This is a genomic window from Arthrobacter sp. SAFR-044 (genome assembly GCF_059414985.1).
In genome coordinates this window covers 123,097-139,615 of the sequence record NZ_JBPFDN010000006.1, presented here as the reverse complement: position 1 = coordinate 139,615, position 16,519 = coordinate 123,097, and the positions used below count along the sequence as shown (strand labels likewise).

General features: G+C 67.5%; 14 protein-coding genes. 7 read left to right on the top strand and 7 right to left on the bottom strand.

The window, feature by feature from the left end; all coding sequences use genetic code 11:
• Positions 1-65: 65 nt before the first annotated feature.
• Positions 66-1,526 (bottom strand): amino acid permease, encoded by a 1,461-nt coding sequence (locus tag ACR65J_RS11210; protein ID WP_440168694.1) that lies wholly within the window; start codon positions 1,524-1,526, stop codon positions 66-68.
• Positions 1,527-1,734: 208 nt separating this feature from the next.
• Between ACR65J_RS11210 and ACR65J_RS11205 the strand changes: the two genes are divergently transcribed.
• From ACR65J_RS11205 to ACR65J_RS11185, 5 genes are all read left to right on the top strand, one after another.
• Positions 1,735-2,496 carry a CPBP family intramembrane glutamic endopeptidase gene (locus ACR65J_RS11205; RefSeq protein WP_440168692.1) on the top strand — a complete coding sequence of 254 codons (762 nt, stop codon included), beginning with the start codon at positions 1,735-1,737 and terminating at the stop codon, positions 2,494-2,496.
• Between the two features lie 51 nt (positions 2,497-2,547).
• Positions 2,548-2,988: a VOC family protein gene (locus ACR65J_RS11200; RefSeq protein WP_440168690.1), complete on the top strand. Its 441-nt coding sequence runs from the start codon at positions 2,548-2,550 to the stop codon at positions 2,986-2,988.
• A 22-nt stretch (positions 2,989-3,010) separates the two neighbouring features.
• The gene (locus ACR65J_RS11195) at positions 3,011-3,964 is read left to right on the top strand and encodes a 1,4-dihydroxy-2-naphthoyl-CoA synthase (RefSeq protein ID WP_440168688.1); all 954 of its coding nucleotides are present in this window, start codon (positions 3,011-3,013) and stop codon (positions 3,962-3,964) included.
• Positions 3,965-3,976: 12 nt separating this feature from the next.
• Entirely contained in the window at positions 3,977-5,200 is a 1,224-nt protein-coding gene (locus ACR65J_RS11190) for an AMP-binding protein (RefSeq protein WP_440168686.1), read from the top strand.
• 75 nt (positions 5,201-5,275) lie between these two features.
• Complete coding sequence (locus ACR65J_RS11185; RefSeq protein WP_440168684.1) at positions 5,276-6,157, top strand: 1,4-dihydroxy-2-naphthoate polyprenyltransferase; 882 nt, start codon at positions 5,276-5,278, stop codon at positions 6,155-6,157.
• Here the strand turns inward: ACR65J_RS11185 and ACR65J_RS11180 are convergent.
• Complete coding sequence (locus tag ACR65J_RS11180; protein WP_440168682.1) at positions 6,154-6,462, bottom strand: DUF4229 domain-containing protein; 309 nt, start codon at positions 6,460-6,462, stop codon at positions 6,154-6,156. The two genes, ACR65J_RS11185 and ACR65J_RS11180, sit on opposite strands and share 4 nt — an antisense overlap.
• A gap of 61 nt (positions 6,463-6,523) precedes the next feature.
• Here ACR65J_RS11180 and ACR65J_RS11175 point away from each other — a divergent pair, with 61 nt between their 5' ends.
• Together ACR65J_RS11175 and ACR65J_RS11170 are read left to right on the top strand one after the other, a co-directional pair.
• Positions 6,524-6,913, top strand: a complete 390-nt coding sequence (locus ACR65J_RS11175; RefSeq protein ID WP_440168680.1) for a PLD nuclease N-terminal domain-containing protein — start codon at positions 6,524-6,526, stop codon at positions 6,911-6,913.
• A gap of 4 nt (positions 6,914-6,917) precedes the next feature.
• A complete protein-coding gene (locus ACR65J_RS11170; RefSeq protein WP_440168678.1) occupies positions 6,918-7,487 on the top strand; it encodes a hypothetical protein in 570 nt (189 codons plus the stop codon).
• A gap of 15 nt (positions 7,488-7,502) precedes the next feature.
• On the opposite strand, the gene ACR65J_RS11165 is transcribed toward ACR65J_RS11170, so the two are convergent.
• The 5 genes from ACR65J_RS11165 to ACR65J_RS11145 form a co-directional block, all read right to left on the bottom strand.
• The gene (locus ACR65J_RS11165; RefSeq protein WP_440168676.1) at positions 7,503-8,996 is read right to left on the bottom strand and encodes a dynamin family protein; all 1,494 of its coding nucleotides are present in this window, start codon (positions 8,994-8,996) and stop codon (positions 7,503-7,505) included.
• Positions 8,996-10,885, bottom strand: coding sequence for a dynamin family protein (locus ACR65J_RS11160; RefSeq protein ID WP_440168674.1), 1,890 nt, complete (start codon positions 10,883-10,885; stop codon positions 8,996-8,998). The genes ACR65J_RS11165 and ACR65J_RS11160 overlap by 1 nt, the downstream gene beginning before the upstream one ends.
• A 181-nt stretch (positions 10,886-11,066) precedes the next feature.
• Positions 11,067-12,131, bottom strand: coding sequence for an IniB N-terminal domain-containing protein (locus ACR65J_RS11155; RefSeq protein WP_440168672.1), 1,065 nt, complete (start codon positions 12,129-12,131; stop codon positions 11,067-11,069).
• A 164-nt stretch (positions 12,132-12,295) separates the two neighbouring features.
• Positions 12,296-14,377, bottom strand: a complete 2,082-nt coding sequence (locus tag ACR65J_RS11150; RefSeq protein ID WP_440168670.1) for a LuxR C-terminal-related transcriptional regulator — start codon at positions 14,375-14,377, stop codon at positions 12,296-12,298.
• 1 nt (position 14,378) lies between these two features.
• Positions 14,379-16,517, bottom strand: a complete 2,139-nt coding sequence (locus tag ACR65J_RS11145; protein WP_440169093.1) for an Hsp70 family protein — start codon at positions 16,515-16,517, stop codon at positions 14,379-14,381.
• Positions 16,518-16,519 lie beyond the last annotated feature (2 nt).

The window sequence follows — 16,519 nt, the reverse complement described above, 5'->3', positions numbered from 1 at the left end:
CGGAAACGCCGACGGCGGGCCGCCCACTCAAGGGGCGGCCCGCCGTCGGACGTTCGTCGAGGAACCTAGCTGAAGAGCTCGCTCTTGGGCTGGTTGTTCTTGACCCTTTGCCAGCCCAGCCAGAGGACCACGGCAAAGAACGGAATGGTGGCCAGCGTCCAGAGGCCCAGGTAGAACACTTCACCGTCCTTGCTGGTCATGGTGTCGAAGCCGATCAGCACGGTGATGATGAGCAGGGCGATGAGGCCGGCCCAGCTGGTCCAGGGCGAACCCGGCATCGGCAGGCTGGAGACGTTGCCCTTCTTCTTCCGCAGCGCGATCTGGCTGGCGAAAATGGAGCCCCAGGTGAAGATCACGCCTATGGAGGCGGTGTTCAGGGCGAGGTCGAACGCGTGCGAGCCGCCAAGCCAGATGTTGAGGAGGATGCCCACCAGGTAGACGCCGCCGATGGCCAGGATCGCTGCGTACGGCACATGGCGCGTGGACATGCGGGTGAGCCACTGCGGAGCGTGTCCATTGTTGGCCATGGTGCGGAAGATGCGCCCAATGGAGTAGAGGCCCGAATTGCAGGAGGACAGGGCGGCGGTGATCACGATCATGTTCATGACGTCGCCCATCCAGCCCAGGCCCATCTGGCCGAAGACGGTGACGAACGGGGAGGTGCCGGCCTTGTACTGGTCCGAGGGCAGCAGCATGGCGAGCAGGGTCACGGAACCGACGTAGAACACCACGATGCGGACCACGACGGCGCGGATCGCCTTGGGCACTTCGCGTTCCGGGTCCTGCATTTCACCGGCCGTGATGCCCACCAGTTCGATGGCGTTGTAGGCAAAGATCACGGCGTTCAGGACCAGGATCATCACCAGGGCGCCCTTGGGGAACATACCGCCGTCTGCTGCGAAGAGGTTGTTGACGGAGGCGTGGCCGCCGCCCACCCTGGCGTTGGTGACCACCATGAAGGTACCGACGGCCAGGAAGATAAGGATCGCGGCCACCTTCAGGCAGGAGGCCCAGAATTCGAACTCACCGAACGCCTTGACGCTGAACAGGTTCACGGCCACCAGCAGCACCAGCGCTGCGATGGCGGACAGTTCCACGGGAACGTTGGGGAAGAAGAACTGGAAGTACAGGCCGATCGCGATGAGCTCGGCGATGCCGGTCATGGCCCAGTTAATGAAGTACATCCACCCGGACAGGAAGGCGCCCTTCTTGCCGAACATCTCGCCGGCGTAGCTGACGAACGAGCCGGAGGTCTGGCGGTACATGATGAGCTCGCCCAGGGCCCGCATCAGGAGGTAGGCAATGACGCCGGCAATGGCGTAGGAAAAGATCAGGGCCGGACCGGTGGAGGCGAGGCGGCCGCCTGCCCCCATGAAGAGGCCGACGCCGATTGCGCCGCCCATGGCGATCATGGTGACGTGGCGGCGGCCCAGGGTCTTGCTGTAGCCCTCGGCGCTGAGGGAGGGGTCGACGGCGGGGGATGGCGCCGTGCTGTTCTTTAGGTCTGTGGGGGTACTTTGAGGCACAACTGTTCCTTGTGGGTTGGGGGTTGGCCGCATCCGGTCTTCGTATGATCAAGCTCACAAAATTCGGCCTTTAGGCCTGGCAACCACAGATGTGAGGGTGGATCGGTCGAACTGCCGAAGCTTCACGCGACCTGACCATCTTACAAGACGGTCCGGAGTGGTACGTGACCCGCACTACATCCCAGCGCCCGGCGATAGGCTTGGGGGCATGGCAACAGCCCACCGCTTACCGCCCGCTCCGCAGCCCCAGCTGTATCGTTTCTCCCCGATGGACCTGGCCACGCTGTGCCTCTATGTTGCGATTGCCGGGCTGTTCGCTGTGGCTGGGGATATGCTGGCCCCGCTGCTGCGGCAGGTGGCCCCGTCCCCGGCAGCAGCTTCCTATGCCGTGAACCTGCTGTTCTATGCCTCGGTGGGAATACTGGCGTTCCTGGCCGCCCGCAAAGTGGTGGTCCGGGACCTCAAAGTCCTGGCAGCGCGGCCCTGGTTCACCCTGCTGATGGTGCCGGCAGCGGTCATTGCCATGATGATCCTCACCGCGGTGGTGGTGGCGGCGAACGGGCAGGTGGAAACCTCGCAGAACCAGGCCGGGCTGCAGGCGCTGATGCAGCAGGTCCCCGCTTGGCTCATGGTGCCGCTGCTGGTGGTGGTGGGTCCGTTCGTGGAGGAGTACATCTTCCGGCACCTGCTCATCGGCAAGATGTCCAGGCGCGTGAACATCTGGATCTGCTGCGCCCTGTCCGTGGTGCTGTTCGCCGCGCTGCACATCGTGGGACAGGAAGCGGTCACCCTTACCGCGCTGCTCCCCTACCTGGCTATGGGCGCCACCTTGGTGTTCGTCTACATGTGGACCGGGAAGAACGTCATGTTCTCCTACTTCGTGCACGCCGCGAAGAACCTGTTGGCCGTCATCCTCGTCTACGCCATCCCGCCGGAGCTCTTCGGCCAGATGCAGAACGTCCAGGCCTGAGTCCCCGCACCGGACCTTCCGCAATTCCCTTGCCGCCTTTACCGTGGACGGATGGGACTGAACATCCAGATCGTTGTCGATTCCGCCAGCCCGCATGAACTCGCCGACTGGTGGGCCGAAACCCTGCAGTGGGCGGTGGAACCCCAGGACGCGGGCTTCATCCGCTCCATGATCGAGCAGGGGTACGCCACCGAGGGCCAGACCATGACCCACCGGGGCAACCTGGTGTGGAAGGACGGTGCCGCCATCAGGCCACCGGAAGAGATAGAGTCCAAGGCCCCCGAGCGGCGCATCCTGTTCCAGACCGCGCCCGAAGGCAAAACGGTGAAGAACCGGGTGCACTGGGACGTCCGGCTGGACGGCCGGGACAAGGACGAGGTCCGCAGCGAACTCGAGGCCCGGGGCGCCTCCTTCCTCTGGTCCGCGCGGCAGGGCCCGCATTCCTGGCACACCATGGCGGACCCCGAGGGCAACGAGTTCTGCATCAGCTGACGCCGATTACTAGACTTGGACGGTGAGCAACCAGATCCCCGCCCCGGTGTCCGATGTCTTCGATCCCACGCGCTGGCGGGTGGTCTCCGGCTTCGAGGACTTCCAGGACATCACCTACCACCGGCAGGTGGAGCGGGATTCCGACGGCGGCTGGGTACGTGACCTGCCCACCGTCCGGATTGCATTCAACCGCCCGGAGGTCCGCAATGCGTTCCGGCCGGGCACCGTGGATGAGCTCTACCGGGCCATGGACCACGCCCGGATGACCCCCGACGTCGCCACCGTCCTGCTGACCGGCAACGGCCCCTCCCCTAAGGACGGCGGCCACTCCTTCTGTTCCGGCGGCGACCAGCGGATCCGTGGCCGGGACGGCTACAGATATGCCGACGGCGAGACCCAGGAAACCATCGACCCCGCCCGGGCCGGCAGGCTGCACATCCTGGAAGTCCAGCGGCTCATGCGCACCATGCCCAAGGTGGTCATCGCCGTCGTTAACGGCTGGGCAGCGGGCGGCGGGCATTCCCTGCACGTGGTCTCAGACCTCACCATCGCCTCGCGGCAGCACGGAAAGTTCAAGCAGACGGACGCCACGGTGGGAAGCTTCGACGCCGGCTACGGCTCGGCGCTCCTGGCCCGGCAGGTGGGCCAGAAGACCGCCCGCGAGATTTTCTTCCTGGCCCGCGAATATTCCGCTGAAGACATGGTCCGCATGGGTGCGGTGAACGAGGCCGTTGCCCACGAACGCCTGGAGGAGGTGGCGCTCGAGTACGCCGCGGACATCGCCCGGCAGTCCCCGCAGGCCATCCGCATGCTGAAGTTCGCGTTCAACCTGGCCGACGACGGCCTGGCCGGCCAGCAGGTGTTCGCGGGCGAAGCCACCCGGCTGGCCTATATGACGGACGAGGCTGTGGAGGGCAAGGAGGCCTTCCTGCAAAAACGCGACCCCGACTGGTCACGCTTCCCGCACTACTTCTAAGGCAGGACGGCCATGAACAGCGAAGCCTCACCCAGCACGGCCCACGGCGGCCCGCTCAACATCGAACCGGCCCTGAAAGCCCTTGCGGCCGCCCTCCACGGCGAGGGCCCCGCCGTCGAACTGTCCATTGGGACGGACGGCCAACTGGTGGTGGGCCACGTGGAGACCCCGGGCTGCGACGACGCCGTCGCCGTGGTCCGCACCTCCGGTTCCAGCGGCACGCCCAAGGCAACCCTGCTGACCGTGGAGTCCCTGGCAGCATCCTCGATGGCCACCGCGCTGCGGCTCAAGGGCGAGGGCCAGTGGCTGCTGGCGCTGCCCGTGCAGTTCGTGGCCGGCATCCAGGTGCTGGTCCGCTCGCTGTTCGCGGGTACGCGGCCCTGGGTCATGGACATGTCCGGGGGCTTCACCCCGGAGGCCTTCACCGCTGCGGCACTGGAACTGACGGACAAGATCCGCTTCACCTCCCTGGTTCCCACCCAGCTCCAGCGGCTCCTGGTTGATCCTTCCCCGGACACGCTCGCCGTGCTCCGCCGCTTCAACGCCGTCCTGCTGGGCGGCGCCCCTGCGTCCCCGGCACTGCTGGCCGCCGCCCGCGACGCCGGAGTACGGGTGGTCACCACGTACGGTTCCGCGGAGACGTCCGGCGGGTGCGTGTACGACGGCTACCCCCTGGAAGGCGTCTCGGCGCGGGTGGCGGAGGACGGCCGGATCCTGCTGGGCGGGGACACCGTGGCTGCCGGGTACATTGAGGCCCCGGACGAGGAGACCGGAACATTCTTCGAGGAGGACGGGGTTCGCTGGTACCGCACCAGCGACCTCGGCACGATTGACGACGACGGCCGGCTCACCGTGCTGGGCCGGGCGGACGACGTCATCATCACCGGCGGCGTCAAGGTCTCGGCCGGCCACGTGCAGGAGCAGCTGGAAAAGTCCGACGCCGTCGCAGCGGCTTTCGTGGCCGGCGTCCCTTCAGCGGAATGGGGCCAGGCCGTGGCGGCCTACGTGGCGCTGGCACCGGAAGGTGCCGCGGGCAAAGGTGCCGCCGGTGACGGCGGCCAAGGGCAGGAAGCCGGGGACCCCGCCGTCGTACTTCAACAGCACTGGCAGCGGCAACTGGGGGCGCTGGCCCCCAAAACCGTCCTCACCGCACCGGCCCTTCGGATGCTTCCCAACGGAAAACCGGACCGGCTCGCCATGACCTCCGAACTCAGCACCCTGCATGGGGGAAAGTAGAGTGGACCTGCACCACCGCGGCGGGTGCGCACGTTCCATCCAGCCGTCTCATCGAAACAACACGAGGTACTAACCGTGGCAACAGCCGCCCAATGGATCCAAGGCGCCCGACTCCGGACGCTGCCGGCAGCGATCGCGCCGGTGCTGATCGGCACCGCCGCCGCCTATGAGATGGACTCGTTCCTCCTGCCCAACGCCATCCTCGCGGCGCTGGTGGCGCTCCTGCTCCAGGTAGGCGTGAACTTCGCCAACGACTACTCGGACGGCATCCGCGGGACCGACGATGACCGGGTGGGCCCGCTGCGGCTGGTGGGCTCCGGTGCCGCCAAGCCCGAACACGTCAAGTGGGCCGCCTTCGGCACCTTCGCACTGGCCATGGTGTTCGGCCTGGTCCTGGTGTTACTCACCCAGGCATGGTGGCTGATCCTGGTGGGCCTGGGCTGCGTCCTGGCCGCGTGGGGCTACACGGGCGGCAAGAACCCCTATGGCTACATGGGCCTGGGCGACCTGTTCGTGTTCGTCTTCTTCGGCCTGGTTGCCACCCTGGGTACCACGTACACCCAGGCAGGGCATATCAGCCTGTCCGCGGTCATCGGCGCCATCGGCACCGGGCTCATCGCCACCGCGCTGCTCATGGCCAACAACGTCCGGGACATTCCCACCGACATGCAGGCCGGCAAGAAAACCCTGGCCGTGCGCCTTGGGGACAAGCACGCGCGCGAAAGCTACGTCCTGATGCTGGCCGTGGCCATCCTGCTGGTAGTGATCCTGGCGCCGGGCCGGCCGTGGATCCTGATCGTGCTGCTGCTCATCCCGGCCTGCCTGATGCCGGCCTGGCTGATGATCAACGGCCGCAAGCGCAAGAGCCTGATCCCGGTGCTGAAGCAGACCGGCCTGATCAACCTGGGCTACAGCGTGCTGTTCGCACTGGGGCTGATCCTCAGCCACGGGTTCTAGCTGTTCTTGCTGCCCTTGGCGTTGTTGATGGTGATGTCCGGGTTGGCGTCCAGCAGAGCGTCCTCGGCGTTGGCGTCCTGGACCTCACCGGCGGAGCGCAGCGGCTTGGCCTTTCCGGAGAAGCGGTGCTGCAGGGCTGCGGAAGCGGCGTCACGCTGCTTCTGGAAGAACAGGTAGCTGATGGCAAAGGCAATGAGCGCGGAGCAGATCACCGACATCAGCACCCCGACCTGAAGGAGTGCGAACAGGACAAACAGGGGCACGAAGATTGCCAGGCGGATCAGGGAATATTTCAAAAAGGCCACTATTCAAGTTTAGCCGCCTGGGCCAGCGGCCCCTGCGCCTCCTGACGATAGACTTAATGGCATGCTCTTCCGTGTGGCATTGGCCGTGGCAGTCCTCGTCATCTTTGTGTATGGCCTGGTGGACGTGATCCGCACTGAGGGCCGCCTGACCCGGGGCATTTCGAAACCCGCCTGGATCATCGTCCAGATCGTCCTCCCGGTCCTCGGCGCCGTCCTGTGGCTGCTGATCGGCCGGCCGCGTGGGACCGCACAGCCGCGGCCCTCCTACCCGCACCCCACCGCTCCGGATGATGACCCGGATTTCCTCCGCAACCTGGAGTCGCGGCGCCGCAACCAGGCCGAGGCCGAGCGCCTCAAGAAACTCCGTGACGAACTGGAGTCCAAGGCGAAGGAAGACGGCGGGAAGGGCCAGCGCGGTACGGACGAACACGATGCCGACGGGCTGAAATAGGCCTATGGCGTCCCCATCCGGAGGAGAAGAGCGGCGCCTGTCCGCTCCCCCACCGAGGCCCGGCCTGTCCTATTCCGCACCACCACCCATCCCGGTCACGACTCCGGTGCCCCGGACCGTCCGCACCGCCCGCTCACTCTGGCTCTTCAGCTTCGTCGCCGGGCTGGCAGTCCTGCTGGGGTCCTTCGTAGCCCGCGACTCCAACCTGCAGCGGCTTCGCGGGGTGGTGGCGGACATGGCAGCGGGCAGCGATGCCGGGTCCGTGGGAACCGCAGCGAACGTGGTGTTCTGGGGCAGCATCGGTGCCCTGCTGCTGGTGACCGTGCTTGAGGCGGCTGTCCTGGCCGCGGTGTGGGGCCGCCGGACCTGGGCCCGGTGGGCGCTGGTGCCGCTGCTGGCCACCCACGTGCCGGTCATGCTCCTGGCGTCCGCGTTCCTGGTTCCCAGCGGCGCCGCGGGCAGCTACGTCGTGATGTTGTGGGGCGCAGAACTTCTCCTGGCCTTCGCCGGGCTCGTGCTCCTGTTCCTGCCCTCCGCCGGAGCCTGGCTGAAGCGGGAGCGCCGCCGGGGCTGACTGCCGCCACACTTACTATGCCGACTGCGGCTGCCGGGCCCTGCCGGTGCATTCGGCCAGCACGCCCTCGCAGCTGCGGATCACCACTCTGCAGGCTTCCACAGCGGACCTTGCAGTCAGCGGGCTTTCAGCAACGGTACGCCAGCGGGCCAGCACCTGGCGGGCCTGGGCCGCCAATACCTCCGGACCCGAGCCGGCCGGCACCCCCAGCCGCTGGGATGCCGCGGCGCCCTGCCCGCCGATGAGCCGTTCAGCTTCCGCTGCCAGTTTCGGAGCCAGTTCCACCCCCGTGGTCCGCAGTGCCGCCAGCAGCCGGAGCTCACGGAATTCGTGCGCGTTGGCCTGCAGCCGCTCCAGGGACGCTGCCAAAAGCCCGGTCCCCTGCCGCGGCCGGCTGGCCAGGAGGTTGTCCACGGCTGCGAGCGCCGTCCTGGCCTTCAGTGCCTCTGCCCTCGCTTGGAACTGGCACTCCAGCAGCTCCAGCAGTGGGTCCAGACCGCTGCGCCTGGCAAGTTCATGGGCCAGGGGAGTTGGCTCCCCGAACCCGTTGCGGACCAGCACCATGGCCAGCCGGATGCCGAAGAGACCATACCGCTCGAGTAATGATGCCCGTGCTTCTTCCGTCAGTCCCTCCGGTTCCGCGGCGCGGCGGAACCTGTCGGCCGAAAGCATCATCCGTTCCCGCGCGGGCCGGTCCAGGCTGGCCAGCAGCTGGAGGGCTTCGAAGTCCGCCTGCCGCAGGGTACGGGCGCTTTGGGCCAGGAGCCCTGCCACCGGGACGACGCCCAGTGCCAGCTTCCGCAGGTTGGGGTCCCGGCTGTACCGTTCCGCGATGGTGGCGGCGGACAGCAGGGAGTCGATGCGCCCGGCTCCCACCTCATCGGCCCGGGACAGGACCGCGATGGCGTTGACGGTTCCCGAGCGTCCGGCCTCGGTATCGCGGAAGGACTCCAGGAACCGGACGTCGGATGCGTGCAGGTGGCGCATGAGGTAGATGACGGCATCAGCTTCCGACGGCGATTCCTCCGGGGTCAGGAACCGGACGGACCGTGCGGACACCTCCTGCGAAAGGGACGCGATGCCGGGGGTGTCGATCAGCGTCATGGCCTGCAGCGCCGGTGACGGCCATTCGACGTCGAGCCGTTCCACGTCGTCCGCCCGCACGCCGTCCAGGACGAAGACCAGGCGCCCGTCCACACGCTTCAGCGGAAGGTTCCGGGGCTCGCCTTCCGTGGGGTGGAGGGTAATGCGGGGAGTGCGTCCGTGCCGGTACCAGGTGACAATGCGCGTGCATTCACCGGTGTCCGTGGGCGCGATTTCCTCGCCGATGATGGCGTTGAGGAGGGTGGATTTCCCTGCTTTCACCATGCCGGCCACGGCAATCCTCAGGGGCTCAGCCAAGCGCTGTGCGTAACCCTGCAGCGCCTGGACGGCCTGCGGGTCATCCGCATAGACCTCCAGCGCTTCGCGGATCAGCGCAGCGGCTCCGGCTGTGGTGGATGCCGTCATCACACCCCTGCCGCAGTGCGGGTCCCGGCGGCGGCAGCCTCTGCGGATACCGCTTCCGCGGCCCGGTGCAGCGCGTCCACCTTCCTGAGCTCGGCTTTGATGTCCCGGATGCGTCCTTCCTTCTCCTGGGCATACGAGTTGGCTGCCTTCTGGGCTGCTGCCACGGAATCGGACAGCGAGCGGTGGTATTCATCGGCGATCTCGGTGAAGTGGTCCCGGATGGTGCGCTGCACCAGGCGCAGCCTGTCCTTCAACTGCTTTCCCACCTGGAACGTCACATCGTCCAGCTGCCGCCTGACCAGGGCCTTCGCCTCGCCCTGCCGGCGCTTCAGCCGCGTTTCCTTGTCCTCCCGGTAGGCCTTGCGCCCCAGCAGCAGCCCGGCGCCAACCGAGAGCGGATTGATCAGGGCCATCCCGAAAATTCCCGTCAGGAGGCCGAACATCAGGACGCCGCCATAGGATCCACGCATGCCGATGAGGACTTTTTGGATCGGGTTCACGCGGCCGGAATCCAGTTCCGGCATCTGGTCCACCGGGTCCAGGGCGTCACCGGAGTCGGAGACGTGCAGGACGGGCAGCGACACCTCGTCGGCGGCGAAGTGTTCGGCAACCTGCGCTGCCAGCCATTGCGACCGCTCGCTGGTCCAGACGAAAGTGTCCGACACCGCCGCGGCAACGCACTCCTCGAGCCACTGGGAAAACTGCGTCCAGACAGGACCGGGATCGCCCTGGTCGATGGCGGTCTCGGCTTCCTTCTGGATCCGGCGTAGGCGGTCGCGGAGGTCGTATTCCATATCGGCGATGAGGTCGTTGATGCCGTCGCTAAGCGTCAGCTGCCAGCGGGCGGACCGCTTCCGCAGCTCGTCCGCCTCCGTCTTGGCCTGTTCCAGGGCTGCGAGCATCTGCGGCGTGCCACCCGGGTTCTCCAACGCCTCAAGCTCGGACTGCAGGGACAGACGCAGGTTTTCGGTGACGGAGAGCAGGTCCTGGCTGACGGAGCGCCGCTGGATGCGCTGCGCCTTGCCCACCACTTCGTTGCGCAGGTGCGCCACCAGGTCCGGGAAGCCGGACTCGGTGTTGAGCTCGGTGTCCTGGAGCCGTGCGGCCTCAAGGCGGAGGTCCGCGGACAATGGGAACAGCGGGATGTCCGGGGCCACCGTGACCAGGTGGGCCCTGTCGAGCTCTTCAACGCGCCGCCAGTCCGGGTAGAGGTCGGTCTTGGAGAGGACCGCGGCAACGCTGGGGGTGATGCGCATGGCCTGGCGCAGGAACCGCAGTTCCGGTTCCGTGTATTCCTGGGAGGCGTCCGAGACCAGCAGCATGGCATCCGCGGTAGGGAGGGCGGTCAGGGTGGTCAGGGTGTGGGTGGAGCCCATCCCGCCCACGCCAGGAGAGTCGATGATGGTCAGTCCCCCGCTAAGGATCCGCCGGGGCAGGCAGACTTCCGCAGCCGCGAATTTCCGGCTGTTTCCCGGGTTGCCCTGCTCGGAGACAAGGGCCGGCAGGTCTGACAGCTCTACGGGCCTGCGCTCGATGCTGCCGTCCCCGCCGTCGACCGCAGCGTTTCCGCCGGCGTTCGCGGCGGCGTTCCCGGCGGGACTGTCCGTCGCGGGGACCAATACAGCCGCCGAGGCAGGCTCCCCGTAGCGGACGATGGTGGGCAGCGATGTGGCGATATCGTCATCAACCGGGCACACCGGCGCGTTCACCAGGGCATTGATGAGCTTGCTCTTCCCCTGCTTGAACTCCCCCACCACGATGACCCTGATGCTGGGGTCCTGGAGGCGGACCATGGCCTGGTGCAGCCTTTTGCGCAGGTCCGCCCGGTCCCCGGCGCCCACCAGTTCCAGGCCCTGCTCGACGAGCTTTACCAGCTGTCCCGCCGTCATGGGCCCCGCCAGCCTTGCCGGTCCCGCATCTGCCACAGCATCTCCCCCTGCCCCAGTGCCTGAATGATCTTTTCCCGTGCCCTGTTCCATTGCCGGAAGTCCTGCACCCGGCGATACCGGAAGAGCCCGGCAGGAGGTGGCTGCCTCCTGCCCGGCGGTTCGCCCTCCCGGGAACAGCGTGTTACAGGACGGTGGAGTCGTCAACCACCGAACCGTCGATGGTGGTGTGGTTATCCAGGTCCACATCCGTGTGCGTGGAGTTGTCCTCCGTGAAATCGAGCTGGTTGTCCGCCACCACCAGGTTGTCCTCAACAATGCTTGTGGCTGAGTTGTCCTGAAAGGAGTCGTCCACGTGGACATCCACCGCGGTAGTGGTGGAGCTGTCCTGGTTGAAGGAGTCGTCCACCTCCATGGAGTTGTGGGTCGAGTTGTCCGAATTGTCGTTGAAAGAGTCCCGGACGTCGAGGTCCACGTCGGTGCTGATGGAGTGGTCCGAAAGATCCGTGTGGTCGGAATGGTCGGAGTTGTCGTTGAAGGAATCGTCCACGTCCAGGCCGACGTCGGTGTTGAAGGAGTCGGAGATCGCCGTTTCCTCGTTGCCAATGCTGACATCACCGCCGGCATGGATGGAGCTGTCCGTGGAGTTATCGGTGGAGTGGTCGGTGTTGTAGGAGTCCCTGATGTTGTTGGAGTCCCTGACAGCGGCGTCATGGCCGGCGGCAACGGCACGGTCGCCGGCCGCCACGGCGGCGTCATTGTCGAACCATTGCTCCACGTCCCCGTGCGCCCAGATGTTCTGGTTGACGGACTGGTCCGTGATGGTGTCGCGATCATCCAGCAGGGTGGTGTTGGTGGTGTAGGAGAAGCGGTTCACCACGTGGTGGAGCTGTTGTACCGCGTGCGCGTGGTCGTCATGGTCGTAGGCGCCGCTTTCCTCCCCTGCAGCCGCTCCTCCTGCATGGATGGCTGATGCGCTTCCGGCGTGGCCGCCCAGCGTGGTGGCCTGCCCGGCCCACACACTGTTGCCGCCGGTGGTGTGCTCCCGGGCGAAGGATGTGGCATTGACGGTGATCGGAGCGTAGTCGAGGACAACCGGCATGGCGGCGTCAACGTCAGCCGAGCACACGTTGGCCAGGCCGTGTTCCTCCAGCGCCCGCTCCGGATCATCCAGGAACTCCTGGACCGCTTCCCGGTTGCCGAAGAGTTGCATGAGGAACTGAACAAGGTCGTTCGCGAGTGTTGGCATATGCTTGGTCCTCACATCTTGTTTGAGTCGTGGATCATCCGGTGCACGTATCCGAGTGCTTCAAACCTAGGTTCGCCGCCGGGTACAGGGCAACGGGCGCCTTCCCCCTACCCGCAGGTGCTGTTCCGGGGCACTGGCATCCCGATGCCTAGGGGATTTAGGGGTTATTCCTGCTGCGGATTCAGCTGCTGGGAATGCTCCACCCCCAGGGCCAGGCGCAGACGGGCCAGCAGGTCGGAACGGTTTTCCGCTCCCAGCCGCCGCCGGATCCTGGCAATGTGGTGCTCTGCGGTCCTGGGCGAGATGTAGATGGCCTCGCCGATCTCCCGGTAGGTCTTGCCCTCAAGCACCAGCCTGGCCACTTCCTTTTCGCGCTCGCTCAAGCCGGAGGCGTCCGGCTGGTTCCCTTTGCCGGCGTCGGCACCGCTTCCTGCCTGTGCCTCCGCCGCCCCGGATGTTCCGGCGGCACTGCTTTGAGGATGGAGGTCCCGTGCACAGGCCAGCAGCCGCATCATGTCCCGCCGCTCATCAGCGCGCGCGGCAGCGTGCCCGGCGAGCCGTGCGCCCTCCCAGGGCATGCCCACTGCACCGAGCAGCCGGGCCGCACCCTCCACATCGGCGGTTCGGAACCGGCCAGCCAGTACCGAGACCCAGGCTTTGCCCGCCGTGGCGAGGACTGCGGCAAGCTGGCTGTGGGCAGAGGCCCGTGCCAGTGCCGTTGCGTGTGGGGCAAGATCGGCGGGACTCTCATTCAGCAACGCAGCCTGGACGCCGGACCAGTGCAGGGGGACGGCCCACAGGGCTGGACTTCCCAGGCGGCCCAGCAGCTTCCAGGCGTCTTCCAGGTACTGCGCCACACGGCGCGTCTCCCGCAGCCGGGCCGCGGCAATCAGCAGTTCCCCCCACGGCAGCAGGTTGTAGAGGTCCACCGAGGTGTGGAGCATGGCTTCACGTGCCCGTTCCCATGCCCTGAGCAGCTCCGGCACGTCGCCGTTCCGGCGGGCAATCCCCACTTCGAGGGCCGCGCACATGAACTCGTCGCGCGGGACCAGCGGCCAATGATTTGCTTTGGCCGCCTCCGTGGCCGCCAGGCGGGCGTCCTCGAGTTTGTCCTGCATCATCGCTGCCCAGGCTTGGAGCAGCAGGAGCCTGGGCTGGGCCGCATCGCCGCCCTGCCCGGCTGCGGCTGCCGCCCTGCAGACGGTTTCCGCCAGGTGCGGCTCGCCGCTGTGCAGTGCCAGCAGTGCTGCCAGTGCGGCCGGCGTCTCCGGCAGCGGCAGGGCTGTGCCGGCAGCGTTCAGCATGTCTGATGCGTGGATCAGGATGGAGATGCCCTGCTGCGGCTTATCCCCCAGCGAGGCAAGGATTCCCTGGCCGGTCTGGACCAGGGCAGCCGCAAGCAGCGTGGGCGAGGCTGCAGGAGCATCGGGCTGGAAAAACGACTCCGCAGCAGCCCGGTCACCGGCGCCAATCATGGCGACGGCGGCAAGCGGGGCGGAGGGGCCCACCCGTCCCGGACCAAGCCAGCTGTAGACGTCCCCTCCCCGGGCCAGCATTCCCCGCTGCGCCCAGACAGAGGCGGCAACATCGGCTCCGCGGCGCACATCCGGCGGATCCTGGCTCACCAGGAGTGCATCGATGATCCTGGCCGCGGCATCGAGGTCCCCGTCACCGGCTGCGGCCTGGGCACGCCTTGCCGCCGTGGCCAGCGGGTCGGCACCGGCCAGGAGGGCTTCCTCGTAGAGTTGCGACGCAAGCCTGGGGTCATTCTCCAGTACGGCGTCCGCCGCTTGCTCCAGTTCCGCGGCCACCCGGGGATCAGCGAGGCCGCCCCGGGCCAGCTCGCGGGCGAGGTTGCCCAGCGGTTGTCCCGCAGACGAGAAGACGGTCACGAGCTCACGCTGGAGCGCCTGGACCTTGGCCGTGGGCGCGGCGCTCAGGAGCGCGTGCTGGGCAGTCCCTACCACTGTGCCGTCCGGCCTCAGCAGTCCCGCAGCCTCCGCGCGGTCCACCAGGGAGTCAAGGTCCTCCACGGTTCCACTGATGAACTTGTTCTGGAGGCCGGCCGGAAGCGGTCCCGGCAGGGCGAAGCCCACCGAGAGTGCCAGCAGCAGTTCCCGGACAGCAGCGTTTGCACCCTTCAATTGCTTGGCCATCAGCTCTGCGGCGTGGGGCGGATTACCCTGATGGTCCGGTGTGGTGTGCAGGGGTATGGGGCGCTCCGCCCGCTGAAGGTGTCCGTCCATGTCAGGCCCCCGGAGAGGTGGTCAGGGCCGTTGCCACCGCAGTCTCAGGCGAAGTTGCGGCGGCCTCCTCCGGTGAGGGTGAAGGTGCAACAGTCGGTGTGGGCATGAGGTCAGCTGTGGGGGAAACGAGCTGACCATCCGTGGGGGCCGGGGCAGAGGTCGTGGGCAGTATGGTGGGGGTCGCTCCCCCGGTAGCGGGGGACGACGTGCCGGGGTCGGCGGGAGGGGTGCCGGAATCACGCGTCGGGGAAACAGTCGTGCCGGGCGAGGACGTGCTGGGCGACGTGGCTGTCGGGGAGCTGGTGTCCGGAGCCGTGGCCGTCGGCGGGCTGGAACCCGGGGAGGCGGTGCCGGTGGGGGCAGGGTCCGCGGGGGCGGGTTGCGTAGCACTCGGCGGCGTCGCGGGGCCAAGGGTGGCGGAGTCGGGAACAATGCCCGTCCCGGGCGTGCTCCCGCCCGATTCGGAGGGCGGATCCGCAGCAGGGGCGCCACCGGCTGCGGCAGGTCCGCCCGCAGCCGGCCCGCCCGGTGCGGGTGCGGCTTCGCTGCTGGTGGGTGAGGCAGACACATCGAGTCCGGGCTCTTGCCCAATCGGCTTTTTAGAACTGGCCTCGACGCCCGCGAGCGGCTGGGGCGCGCCAAGGGCGGCTGCTCCCCCTCCGCCCGGCGCTTCCGCCCCGGCCGCCCCAGCGGCGGCGGTGGAACCGCCCTCGGTACTCGCTCCAGCCTGCGGTACGAAAATGGCGGTCAGGCTTCCGAAGCCGTCGGGACTCTGGGCCGCAGTGGCCGTGAGGACCGTCAGGAGGGCTGCCGCGGCGGCGACAGCCGTGACGCGGACGGTGGGTTTCGGGGCGTGCGCCCCCCGTCCGCCAAGCCTTGCACCGCGGACGGGGCCTGGTCCCGCTGATGCTGCCGCCGCCGTCGTATATTTACGCGACCAACTGGGCAGCGCCGGCCCGGCCGGAGCGGGAGGCACTTCGGAGGGCACGACGGCGGGGGGCGGCTCTCCGGCGGCCGGTTCAGTTTCTGCCGCTTCAGCCTCTGCCAAGGCGGCCGCGGTGTGGGCAAGAAGCGCCGCCATAGCTGCCCCCAGGCAAATGGAGGACTTCGGGTCCGCGTCCACTGCAATGGGCCGGTCCAGCTCCTCCGACACCACCTGTGCCACCAGTGGAATCCGGGATGATCCTCCGATCAGCAGCACCGTGGACAGGTCTGCCGGCTCCAGGTGGAGCTGGGCCAGGGAGTGCTCCAGCGCGTCCACCGTTTCCCGCACGGGCTCTTCGATCAAGGCCTCGAACTCGGAACGGACCAGGCGGACCTGTTGCTGGACGCCGGGAAGGAGGACCGGAATGCTTGCCTCGCTGTCCACCGACAGGGCTTCCTTGGCCTCCACGCATTCGCGCCGGAGCCGGGTGAGGGACCCAAGGACCGCTGGATCGGTGGGGTCGAGCTCTGCCAGGGCAGTGCCGGTGTGCCCGGCAACATAGCTGAACACCGCGGCGTCAAAGTCGGCGCCGCCCAGGTCTTCGATGCCCTCCGGACGGCCCAGCAGTTCGAAGCGGCTGCTCCCGGATTTCCTCAGGACGGCGGTGTCAAAGGTGCCGCCGCCGAGGTCGTATACGGCGATGGTGCTGCCTTCCTCCACCCGCACCTGGGACGCGTAGTGCAGTGCAGCGGCCTCCGGTTCGGGAAGGAGGGTGACGTTTTCCAGGCCGTGCGCAGCGAGGGCGTCGCGGATCACGGACAGGCGGTGGTTGCCCCACGCGGCGGGGTGGGTCAGGAAGACGGCCGACGCCGGGCCCCCCTCGCGTTCGGCAGCCCGGTCTGCAACCCAGCGGGCCATGGTGGCGAAGACGTCCTCCGGCTGCAGCGCCAGGGTGCCAAGGATGATGGGGACGTCATCACCGATCCGGCGTTTGAATTCCCGCACCACGCGTTCCGGCGAGTCCAGTCCGCGGCGTTCGGCAGCTTCGCCCACCAGCACAGTGCCTTCCTCCGGGAAGTACACCACGGAGGGAACGGATGTTCCCCGCGCGCCCAGGGGCAGGCACTCAGGCACAGCGGAAGGACCTTGGTGAAAGCGAACAACGGCGGCTGCCGTGAAGCTGGTCCCGACGTCTACGGCGAGAGCGTAGCTCATGG

Coding starts and splice junctions, on each gene's coding strand:
- ACR65J_RS11205 (WP_440168692.1), top strand. CDS start 1,735: ATGGCAACAGCCCACCGCTTACCGCCCGCTCCGCAGCCCCAGCTGTAT.
- ACR65J_RS11200 (WP_440168690.1), top strand. CDS start 2,548: ATGGGACTGAACATCCAGATCGTTGTCGATTCCGCCAGCCCGCATGAA.
- ACR65J_RS11190 (WP_440168686.1), top strand. CDS start 3,977: ATGAACAGCGAAGCCTCACCCAGCACGGCCCACGGCGGCCCGCTCAAC.
- ACR65J_RS11175 (WP_440168680.1), top strand. CDS start 6,524: ATGCTCTTCCGTGTGGCATTGGCCGTGGCAGTCCTCGTCATCTTTGTG.
- ACR65J_RS11170 (WP_440168678.1), top strand. CDS start 6,918: ATGGCGTCCCCATCCGGAGGAGAAGAGCGGCGCCTGTCCGCTCCCCCA.
- ACR65J_RS11165 (WP_440168676.1), bottom strand. CDS start 8,996: ATGACGGCATCCACCACAGCCGGAGCCGCTGCGCTGATCCGCGAAGCG.
- ACR65J_RS11160 (WP_440168674.1), bottom strand. CDS start 10,885: ATGACGGCGGGACAGCTGGTAAAGCTCGTCGAGCAGGGCCTGGAACTG.
- ACR65J_RS11155 (WP_440168672.1), bottom strand. CDS start 12,131: ATGCCAACACTCGCGAACGACCTTGTTCAGTTCCTCATGCAACTCTTC.
- ACR65J_RS11150 (WP_440168670.1), bottom strand. CDS start 14,377: ATGGACGGACACCTTCAGCGGGCGGAGCGCCCCATACCCCTGCACACC.
- ACR65J_RS11145 (WP_440169093.1), bottom strand. CDS start 16,517: ATGAGCTACGCTCTCGCCGTAGACGTCGGGACCAGCTTCACGGCAGCC.